Below are 470 nucleotides of genomic sequence, written 5' to 3'. Positions count from 1 at the left end.
TGCGAACGAATCCCGGCCGACCTCATAAGGCGGTGGACGCGATTGACGCCGCATTGCTCACCGAGCTCGCGCAGGTCGTCGCTGACTTTGCGGTAGCCGTACACGCTGCCGCTTTCCAGCCACGATTGCTTGATTGGAACCAGAAGGCGCTTGTCTTCTTTGGTGCGACGGCTTTCAGGGTTCAGGCGCCAGGCATAGAAGCCGCTCGGATGCACCTCGAGCACTTTGCACAGCCGGCGCACCGGGAACTGGTCCTGTAACTCAGCAATTAAGGTGTACCTCACCCGGACGTCTTGGCAAAGTACACCGCGGCCTTTTTCAATATGTCACGCTCCTCCGTGACTCGCTTGAGCTCGGCCTTCAGGCGCCGCATCTCGTCGGCCTGGGCATCGACGGCCTTGCGCTCCGCCTCAGGCACGCCGTAGCGCTTCGTCCAAGTGTAGAGGCTATGAATGCTTATCCCGAGCCGC

Annotated in this window: 1 pseudogene; it reads right to left on the bottom strand. The window is 60.9% G+C overall.

Annotation, left to right across the window (positions count from 1 at the left end):
- Positions 1 to 470 (bottom strand): annotated as a pseudogene (locus ACQ7JA_RS25030) (IS3 family transposase); the annotation flags it as partial.

The sequence above is a fragment of the Massilia sp. BKSP1R2A-1 genome, assembly GCF_050586525.1.
Classification (GTDB): domain Bacteria; phylum Pseudomonadota; class Gammaproteobacteria; order Burkholderiales; family Burkholderiaceae_D; genus Telluria.
This window is presented reverse-complemented; position numbering and strand designations above follow the sequence as displayed.